9 protein-coding genes are annotated in these 10,229 nt (G+C 43.0%); 1 reads left to right on the plus strand and 8 read right to left on the minus strand.

All coding sequences use genetic code 11. The features are described from left to right. Window positions 1–123: 123 nt before the first annotated feature. The 7 genes from B0G85_RS03935 to B0G85_RS03965 form a co-directional block, all read right to left on the minus strand. Complete coding sequence (locus B0G85_RS03935; RefSeq protein WP_232725921.1) at window positions 124–945, minus strand: hypothetical protein; 822 nt, start codon at window positions 943–945, stop codon at window positions 124–126. A gap of 77 nt (window positions 946–1,022) precedes the next feature. After that, window positions 1,023–2,831 (minus strand): amidohydrolase, encoded by a 1,809-nt coding sequence (locus tag B0G85_RS03940; protein WP_100379102.1) that lies wholly within the window; start codon window positions 2,829–2,831, stop codon window positions 1,023–1,025. 97 nt (window positions 2,832–2,928) lie between these two features. Continuing rightward, window positions 2,929–4,635, minus strand: a complete 1,707-nt coding sequence (locus tag B0G85_RS03945; RefSeq protein WP_100379103.1) for an amidohydrolase — start codon at window positions 4,633–4,635, stop codon at window positions 2,929–2,931. Window positions 4,636–4,663: 28 nt separating this feature from the next. Next, a complete protein-coding gene (locus B0G85_RS03950; protein WP_100379104.1) occupies window positions 4,664–5,581 on the minus strand; it encodes a hypothetical protein in 918 nt (305 codons plus the stop codon). 35 nt (window positions 5,582–5,616) lie between these two features. Continuing rightward, the gene (locus tag B0G85_RS03955) at window positions 5,617–6,465 is read right to left on the minus strand and encodes a hypothetical protein (RefSeq protein ID WP_100379105.1); all 849 of its coding nucleotides are present in this window, start codon (window positions 6,463–6,465) and stop codon (window positions 5,617–5,619) included. A gap of 122 nt (window positions 6,466–6,587) precedes the next feature. Further along, the gene (locus B0G85_RS03960) at window positions 6,588–7,271 is read right to left on the minus strand and encodes a response regulator transcription factor (protein ID WP_100379106.1); all 684 of its coding nucleotides are present in this window, start codon (window positions 7,269–7,271) and stop codon (window positions 6,588–6,590) included. Further along, window positions 7,256–9,139 (minus strand): sensor histidine kinase, encoded by a 1,884-nt coding sequence (locus B0G85_RS03965; RefSeq protein ID WP_100379107.1) that lies wholly within the window; start codon window positions 9,137–9,139, stop codon window positions 7,256–7,258. The genes B0G85_RS03960 and B0G85_RS03965 overlap by 16 nt, the downstream gene beginning before the upstream one ends. 57 nt (window positions 9,140–9,196) lie before the next feature. Here B0G85_RS03965 and B0G85_RS03970 point away from each other — a divergent pair, with 57 nt between their 5' ends. After that, window positions 9,197–9,787, plus strand: coding sequence for a hypothetical protein (locus tag B0G85_RS03970; RefSeq protein ID WP_157799275.1), 591 nt, complete (start codon window positions 9,197–9,199; stop codon window positions 9,785–9,787). Between the two features lie 11 nt (window positions 9,788–9,798). Here B0G85_RS03970 and B0G85_RS03975 read toward each other — a convergent pair whose 3' ends face one another. Further along, window positions 9,799–10,068 carry a hypothetical protein gene (locus B0G85_RS03975; RefSeq protein WP_100379109.1) on the minus strand — a complete coding sequence of 90 codons (270 nt, stop codon included), beginning with the start codon at window positions 10,066–10,068 and terminating at the stop codon, window positions 9,799–9,801. Between the last annotated feature and the right edge of the window lie 161 nt (window positions 10,069–10,229).

Genomic DNA, 10,229 nt, shown 5'->3' on the forward strand with positions numbered 1-10,229 from the left:
ATTGGTAAAGACTTGAGGATAAATTGATAGTTCATGTTGCCCTTAATTTAGGTTAAGCAATTTTTTCTAAGTTAGCAAAGTTCATATATGAAACCCTACCATTTCCTACTAGATGGCTTACATCTAAAAGGTGAATGAAACTTTTCCATATAAAGACCAGTTATATTGATTGTAGGTTTGAACCATCTGCTTAGAAGCACCTACAGCGTATAAGAAGTTCTTATTCACCCGCTGGGTCACCATAGCATCTAGAGGTACAAACCACCCACCACCCGCAGAGTTGTAATAAATGCCATTCTCGTCCCAGAGGCGCAATTGGGTGCTTGGAGTGATCTGCAATCCAATGGTAGGAAATAATTGCAGAGTACGTACTAAAGGGGGTTGCCTGGGATTATTCGCAAAAGAATTATTTTTACCATCAAAACCATACATGTAACGGATTAAAGGGGAGAAGTCCGCCAAGATGGAGTCCTTGCCATTTGGCGGCACAAATGAGCTACCGACCTGCGGGCCAATCGCCCACTGACCATTATTACCAAATGGAAAAATTACACGGCCACCTAAATTTCCACCCCAGTGACGAAAAATTCCAGGGTGATTACCCCAAACAGTGAGCATGGTATTGCCAGCGTCATATTGACCTGCTGAATGCTGGGGAAGATTGGGGCCGTAGCTTGAGTTATAGGCCGTATCCAGTCGCATAGTGCCTTTAAATTCTCCAAGGTCAATAGGCTGGTAGTAGCGCAACTTCAGCGTATCCACTGAGCTGGAGGAGCCTGCGGAATTGTGATAACCCCAAAACTCTAAAACATGATTTCTTGAATAGTCCTGAGATACGTTATCCAGGCGCAAGAATCCTTCCGAATACTTACCCTCATCCTCTGCCCCAAAAGAGATACAGCTAATACCGAACAGCAGGACAAGAGTGAGGGTGCGCAAGATCATGATGGAATATTGCTTATTTTAGCGAAAAGCCTATCTCATTAAGGCAAGATAGGTTTTTAGAATAAACGCTAGTTTGGTTATCTGAATGGTCTTGGCTTTTTAGTCTCTGAGACGGGCACTACTTTTCCACCGATTACGGTTGCAAAAACAGCCACATCTTTAATTTTCAGAGCGGGCACAGTTTGTGGATCTTGATCCAATACTGCAAAGTCTGCAAATTTACCCGCCTCGATTGAACCAACTTTATCTTCCACACCCAGGGTGTAAGCAGCATTGATCGTAATCATCTTCATTGCATCTTGTACGGTAACGGCTTCTGCTGGAGCCCAGACCTTGCCATCCTTATAGACGTCTTTTCGGGTAACGGCAGTCCAGGCCTCCTTCAGTGGTGATGGCGCGGATACGGGAGCATCTGAATGTATGGATGTCACCACACCGCTTCGAACCAAAGTACCCAGACGAGTTGCATAAGAAGCGCGGTCCATGCCTAAGGCTGGATACTCCAACTCTGCACGCTCAGAAATATAAGACATATTGGCACTGACTACAGCACCCAAAGTCTTAATCTTCATCACCATCGCAGTTGATGGAATACCAAAATGATTAATCGTATAGCGATGGTCAAAACGCGGTTTTGCATCGAGCATTAGCTGTAAGGCATTAACTGAGTTTTGGTTACCTTTATCACCGTTACTATGGATATGAATGTGAAAGCCTGCATCCCACCAGGGCCTCATTGCACCAGCAAAATCTTGCGCTGTCTTATAGTTAGAGGAACCCAGGCTGCCATCAACGTAGCCAGGATTTTCCATCCGCATTGTCTCCGGCAAATAACCGCCATCACTGTAAAACTTCACACCCTGGAAAATTAAACGATCGTTATCCATCTGACTCAAATTTTGAGCCTCTTGAATTGCTTTATCTCCATACTTCTCAATAAAGGGTTCTGCATAAACAACAGGTACGATGCGTAAGTCACCTACCGCAGAGCTGGTAAAAGCCTTAGCCAACTTGGTTTCCATTTCAATATTAAGACTACCAAACGCCAAATCACCTGAAGTAGTGATGCCTGCTTGCTGCATCAAATCATTAATATATAAATAGTCCCTGGGAATCTCGTTAGCACTCAATATATCTTTGCCAGCAAGCTTCATGATGAACATCAAGGCGGGAATCTCTAAAAAGCGGCCATTTAACTGACCATTTTCATCAAGTCCGACCCCTGGAATACTCTTTACTTTCTCGGGAGTAATGTCATAAGCCTTGATCATTGCACTGTTGACGTACATGTCATGACCCGATATGTCCCAAACAATGATGGGGCGAGTACTCGAGGCTTGATCTAACATCTGACGGTCAGGGACCTTACCCATTGCAACGACGTCATAACCCCAAGCTAACAGAGGCTTAGTGGGATCTTTAATATCGTCAGAGTATTTTTTTAGCTGGGACAGGGCCGCCGGTAAAGTAGCCACTCCGGGAAATGCAGCCCCCCAAGGATTTGGCATAGGAGATGGAGTTAGCAAGGGCTTATTGAATAAGATTCCAGCTAGCAAAGGGTGTGCATGTGGCTCAACGAAGCCTGGATAAATTACCTTGTTTGCAAACTCACGATTAATTTGGGTTGGATATTTATCCGTCCAAGGCTTCATATCAGCAAGTGAGCCTACCGATAGAATACGGCCATCCGCTACGGCAACAGCCGTTGCATTTGGGATAGCTGGATCCATTGTCACAATTTTCTTGGCAACAAAGACGGTGATATTGGTGACCTTAGGTGTTGATGGAGGATCAAGCAACTGAACTGCATAGGCCGTGCCAGTCACAAGACTACATAGGCCAATGCAAATAATATTGAGTTTGATTTTGAATTTGAATTTACGCATGATATTTCTCTTGTTACTTTGAATTACATTTCATATTTATAAAAATACCCGCTGAGCGGGCATTTTTACAGCGACACTACGTTGTCAATCCCTAGTCTTAGTTTTGACTAACCTGCTTACCGTCTATCCAAGTTTCCTTGACTTTAATATTCCGAATCTTGTCAGGCGATATCTTGCGCGGGTTCTTTTCTAGAATCACAAGATCAGCCTGCTTACCGACTTCCAAGCTACCGACAATATTGTCAGCAAATACTTGATATGCTGCATCAATCGTAATCGCACGAATGGCATCGTCAACTGAAACGGCTTGAGTGGGCCCTAAGACTTTCCTTGGGGGCAGTTGCCATAAACGTGTGACTTCCTCTGTAATGTAATTCAATGGACCCACATTGGAAACAGGGGTATCGCTATGTAATGTAAATCGTGCACCCAATCTCTTAAAGTCACCCGCTGGATCAATCCGCTTAGCGCGCTCAGAACCAATGATATGTTGGTCGAAAGCTGAGCCCCAGTAGTCTATGTGGCCGATTGTAAAGCTGGGCACTACACCTAAAGACACCGCTTTTTTAACCTGATCTTCGGTATTGACGGTGAAATGCTCGATACGCAAGCGGCGCTCGCCTGGATTCGGATTTCCCGCTAACAACTTGGAATAGTTATTCAATGTTTGATCAATAGCCTTATCACCATTGGCATGAGTAGATATTTGCCAGCCTTGATCAAAAAAGGGTTTTGCTAATTTATAAATTTCCGCATCCTGATAGTCAAGTGCACCACTCCACTTCGAGCCCTTGGGATAAGAGTAAGGGGCATTCAATGCAGCTGTTAGGCCTTGCGTAGATCCATCAGAAATATATTTCACACCAATAAAACGTAAATGGTCATCGCCTTCATTGGGCTTAATATTGTTATAGCCTGCAGGCAGCGCCTGACCCCATAAGTAGCCGCGCACCCGAATAGGGGAGGCTTTCTTAGCAAAGATTGCTTTATAAATCGCAGCTTCTTTATCAACGCCAAAGTTACCGCCAACACTCATTTCAGATGCAGTGGTCACACCTGTAGACGCTATTTTCTTAAGTGTGGCTTCAATAGCGCCAAATAATTGAGCTTCTGTTGGGTTTGGCATCTTGGCCATAAATGGTAGGTAGGAGGGCGGCTCCACGAGCTTGCCAGTAAGTCTTCCTTGCTTATCTTTTACATAAATACCGCCGCTAGGAGGATTTGGGGATGAATCAGTAATCCCAGCCAACTCCATTGCCTTGTGATTGACATACGCTATGTGGCCAGACTGATTCACCACAAAAATAGGAACATCTTTAGAAATTTTATCTAAATCGCTCGCAGTAAGTTCAGCCATGAAAGGCGACGTACGCGACGGATCTACACCAAATCCAATTAACCAGCCACCCGGAGGAACATCCTTTAAAGCCACTTTCATTTTCTGACTTAAAGATTGAATCGTGTCATATGGCAAAGTAAAGTTGCTTAAATTTAAACCAAGACCTTCAAATACTGAAGTCACTAAAATATGTACGTGTGGCTCAACAAAGCCCGGCATGAGTGTTTGACCTTGAAGGTCAATTACCTTCGTGCTACCTGACTGCCATTCTTTAGTCACATCGGCTTTAGTTCCCACGGCAACAATTTTTCCACCCTGAACAGCAAGTGCCTGCACTTCTTCATTCTTGGCATTAACAGTCACAATCGGGCCACCATAAAAAATAGTGTCAGCATTGCCTTTAGCAAAGGTGACCGCGCATTGCGCCATCAATAGTACCGAGATTAGTTTTGGTGCAAATTTCATGAGGATCTTCTCAATTAATTGAATGAGCTTATTTCAGAATAACTAAGGTAGCGGTAGCACGAGCACCCCAACCTGATGGGCCACCGGGAGTGTTACTTACATAGTAAATGGGTCCAGCACTGAAGGAGATTGGAACGCCATCAAAAACATGCAACTTAGAAACGCCAGCATAGAGTGGGTTTGACGTACGGCGCACATCATAGTTGTATTGGGCTTCCATGTTTGCAGAGAATGTCCATGCATCTTTATTGGTGTATGCAACAAATGGTTGTCCATATAGATTATTTTGTGTACCAAAAGCAGGATTACCCCCCACGCTCCAGGATTGATAACCCAACAAACCATAGGTCCAAGAATCGTGTCGATTTAGCACAACAGCAGTGACACCTGCGCCGGTCTGCTGTGAGCCAAACTTTCCACTGTTACCAGAGGGAGATTGGGCGTAAGGACCAACACCCCAAATCCAAGAAGAGTTGGTATTGGGTGCATAAAAAGATTCCAAGGTCACACTAGAAATGCCATACCCTGAGTAACCATTAACACTCGTCTCTCGCACACCAGCTACGATCGGACGAACAATGAAGACATCACCGCCACCTAAGTTAAATGGAGCAGCGGGCTGGAAAAGCAAGGTTTGCTCTGATCCACCCTGATTTTTACCAACCCCGCGACTGAACTCATACTGAAATGGAACAGAAATCATATTGGCAATCGGATTGGCCAATTTTTTTGCAATATCAACAGCGCTATCTTTCGGCTCAGCTGACTGAGCATTAGGTGATTTAGTGGCAGAAACGGTGACATCACCAAGACCTCGAAGATCTTCTGCTTTTGGAGAGCTCGCACCATTCACCATTACTGCACTTTGGGCAGAAACCCCAGTAGCCGATAAACCAACAAACCCAATGACAGCCAAAGGGAGAAGTAAGCGCTGAGTAATATTCATAAATAAAATAAATTAGGTAAAAAAAATAAGAGGAATTAAAAGGAAACAGTTACGCCAAGAATCGCGCCGCTAAAGGTTACCTTTTGCAAAGAACCGGTGCTCTTCATATCGTAGTAAAGAGCACGATAGCCTAGAGAAACATCACCCCAGTCATACGCCTTAGCAACACCCAGCATGGCTTGCCAAGTGAGATTAGTTGTGCCACCACCTGAGCCAATATCGCCATAGAACGGGATAAACCAAGTGCTATCAGCAATGCGATAACGACCTTTGAAACCAATAATAGGATCCGTGGTGTTGGTAGTCATTGATGGGTAGCGAGTGATAGATGCATTGGCTACCGGCTGACCATCAACAGTGCCAGTAACGGTCAGGTTTGCCTTTACAGAGGCCGTGGTGGAAATAAAACGCGCACCAAGTAAAGCATCTGCATAAATAGAAGAATTATTTAAAAAGGTGTAAGTCGCTGCAGCTGAGAGGATAGTGTCTTTTAAATTGACCTTGGTCGACAAATCAGCGTTAACAGTGACGGCTGGATCTGCCGGATAGGGGCCAGATGCTGTTTTTGCAGGTTTATTTTGAAGATTAGCATTAATAAAGTCCATGGCTAAGCCCCAATTACCTTTGTGCGCCTCACCCGAAATCATGGCGCCGCCTCTGAGGTCATTAATCACACTATTCGTATCGAGGTTAGCGGTCGTTGATCGACCTTTGTTTGTAGTCACGTCACCTGAAACACCCACCGCCCAAACATAAGGTGAGACTGAGAAGCGCCACTCATCTGAAACAGCTGGCATTACTTTTGCTTGAGATTGTGCAAAGGCGTTGGTAGGTAATCCGAAAAAGACTACCAATGCAGATATTGAAATACAGATTATGTTCATGATGTGTGACTCAAAAAAGGTTTATAGAATATATAAATGAAGGATTATCTCAGTTATTTAATGCTTTTATAGCCCGCATCAATTAAGCAAGCTTTCCAAGGCCTACTGAAACCTACAAAAACCTACAAAATTCGAATTGGCCTAAGAAGTTGATATCCATCACCGCGTAGAGCCTTGATGACACGCTCAGCAATGCCAGCATCAATAAACTTTTTCCTTAAGCGCACAATTCTGACCTCAAGAGCTGCCTTTGAAGCCTCCGTTACCTCATCCCCACAGATTTCAAGCAGGCGATGGTACGGTAAATTTCCATCTGTAGACTCACTTAAGGCCTTTAACATAGCCACCTCAAGCTTATTAAGCTCAACCGCATGCGTACCGATTAGGGTCATACTTTTTATATTCAAAATTGCTTGAATCTGTTGGTCGCTGACAACAACTCGCCTGGCAATACTGGAAATTGCTGCGGTTAATTCAGAACTCGAGACTGGTTTTGGTAAATAAATATCAGCGCCTGACTCATACCCTGCCACCCGATCTTCAATCTCCACTCTAGCAGTCACCATAATGATAAAAATATCGGGATTAGCCGCTTTAAATCTACGGGCAATACTCAAACCATTTTCACCTGGAAGATTGACGTCCAGAACTAATAAATCAAAGCTTTGACCAACCATCAGGTCATCTAGAGCCTCAGCGCAATCAGCTGATTGGACTTGATGACCTGCACGAACAATATCTCTCGTAAGGAGCTCACGGAGATCATCGTTATCTTCTACAAGGGCAATTTTTAAATGGGTAGCCATACTCTGAAAGATACTTGATTTAACTCATCTTGGTAAGTAACTGTGCCGCGTAAGGTATCCACAAGCTCCCGCACTAAAAATAAGCCTAAGCCGGAGCCACTTATCTTAGTCGCCGATACATTGCGATAGTAACGCTTAAATACTTCCCTAGGGTCAGGAGAACCAAATATGCCAATGTGATTACTAATGACAAACTCAACTCCTGGTATCTCGCCCTGCCGAGCATAGCTAGAGGTCAGCCTAACTACTGAATTAGCTGCGGAATACTTAAAAGCATTTTCAATTAAATTCGACAAAATAATATTTAAAAGATCTTTATCTGTTGGGACGGTAGATGAAACAGTGTTTTCTAAAGCTAGACGCTGTGAATCTTTTTTATCAATCAAAATATCATGGATGAGCTCTTGAATATTGACATCGGATAAATACACCTGTAACTCGCGAGCATCTAGCTTACCTAATTGCATACATCTACCAATTACAGTGTTGATATTTTTCAATGCGCGATTAGCGTGGGGCTCAAGATCAGACCCAGTTAATTTTTCATCCACGATGAGCTTCAAAACAGATAAAGGGGTTTTGATTTCATGAGTCAGCATACTCATGAGTTTATTTTGCTCCTCACGATATAGACGCTCTTGATCAGCCTGACTCTTTAAGTTACTTGATCTTTGGATTTCGTATCTGAGGGAACACTTAGCACGATACTGAAGCAGAATGAAGATCATCAGGCCGCTAATAATGCTATATAAACGCAGGATCTGGATCGATGCCTCTCCGCCTTGAATAATTCCCAATAACGGTAAGACGGGGATAAAAAAAGCGATGGCGATGGTTAGAAAATATAACTTCAGCACAATAGTAGGCATTAATGAAATCTTTTGGGATGGATCTACCTGCATTTGGGCCATTAGGGCGCCGATGGCCCAAACGAAGCTTCCAAAAAGCACCACCATCGCATTCAGCTTGAGCGCAAAGACTACTTGACCAAAATACATCAATGTCATCACCGTAAGGCATCCGACAATAATGAGACGCAAAATCCAACGCAAAAATTGAGGGATTTTATACTCTAAAAGTAAAGCATTGTTTGCTAGAGCGCCAATCAAAGGATAAATTGCTAGCGCCCAAAAAGAGGCAATGTTTAATACATCAGGTGCAATATATTTTTCTAAAAAAATTCTGCCATATCCAAGCAGTAAAAATAGAAATAGTACAGTAGCTAGCTGCTGAAGTGCAAAAATACCTAAAACAAAATCACGAGAAAATATCCAGGCAACACTAAGCCAGATTGCAATAATTAGGGCAAAGGTGAAATAAAAACTATATATAAGACCCTCGATTTCCTCAACAAAAATAAACTCCGCTTTAGGAAGGATCTCTGTGTATATGAGATAGCTATGTAATGACTTAATTCGAAGATAAACATCACGTGGCTGCGCCTGGGACTGCAGCACAAAATTGAGACTGGTAGAAGGTAAATCAGCATCAGACCAAGGATGAATATCCCCTGTCACTCGATTTTTACTGAAATCGGCTGGATCAAAAAGCCTTACTTCATCGATAAATAATGGGCGTATTCTGAGAATCAGATTTTGAGTGCTTGCCTTAATCCTCAGCTTGATCCAATAACTTGAATTACTGTACCCACCCGATAAAACGCCATCATAAGCGGTGAAATGCTCTTGTTGCACCTGCTCTAAATTCATCCCATTGCTGCTATCAATGAAATATGACCGATTCAGGGTGTAATCATCGCCTGCCTCAGCCTGAAGAGAGAGCAGGCCCAAGATACAAATTGCTATCGATAGAATGAGTCTGGCGATCACTCTGTTAACAGGAGGCTGGGTATTAATTTGCTTATGCACAAGTCCATTCTAATAAAGAAAATCTTAAGGGTGAGAATATGGCTTCTTTTTTATTAGGTGACTATTAAAAACCCTCTCCAAGCAAGCTACGTGCATAATTATTTAACCAGAAACGTAAGGCATACTCAATTTATAGGAAATCTTCAGATGGAAAACCTTAGCACTCAGTTTTTTTCATTTGCCCTTTTTAGAGAGCTACTGATCGGTCTCGTCGGCTTAGGGATCATTACAATTTTCCATTCCTCGATTCTGATGAGGATATGCGTTCGCTTTGACATCAGGGAAGAAGTTCTTACAAACGCAAAAAACTATGATGGCATTTTTCTTAATTTTTATTTTGCAAGCTCTCAAGTCGCCTTACTACACATTGCAGAAATATTTATCTGGGCCGTCGGCCTATTTGGCTTTGGCTTGGTAGGGAAATTTATTGATGCGCTACTTTTTTCGGGAAGTTGCTACACAACTGTGGGCTTCATCGCTGATATTCTTCCTGATGGGTGGAAGGTATTGCCGTTCATGATTTCTTTTTCTGGTTTATTCACCATCGCTTGGACGACCTCAGGCATGGTAGGTATGCTATCTGCCTGCAAAAAAGCCTGGAAGCTTAAGCACACTGATGTAGTAGAAAATTATAAAAAGCATTGGTAATTACGGTGCCTTTATTTTGGCCCCTCAATTACAGTAGCATTCAGCTCTTTAGTCAGCCTCTGAAACTCGGATGAATTCAATAAAATTGCGCTGGCAGCTGCTCTCAAATCATCTACTTGTTGATCAGTTAACGAGAATGAGGTGGGCAGTTGATTTAAGTATTGTCTTGCAGCAGGATCTTGAATTTGAGAAAAGGCTACATTAATTACAAAAAGATCAGCTTTAGGCGGATTCTGGATATTTCTTAGAGCCTGGTTCTCACCATCTTTTAACTTACTCATACCTGGTGACCTGTCCTGGGATTTTCAGACCAAACTAATTTAGAGATAATGACTCCTCCTTGACTAAAAGGAGTAGTACATGAAGAGAGCCCGATTTACGGATGAGCAGATTGTTCGGATTTTGCAAGAAGCCGATAAAGCACCAGTTGCAGAGGTGGCTA

Origin of the sequence: Polynucleobacter brandtiae (assembly GCF_002797575.1) — a bacterium.
GTDB classification, from domain to species: domain Bacteria; phylum Pseudomonadota; class Gammaproteobacteria; order Burkholderiales; family Burkholderiaceae; genus Polynucleobacter; species Polynucleobacter brandtiae.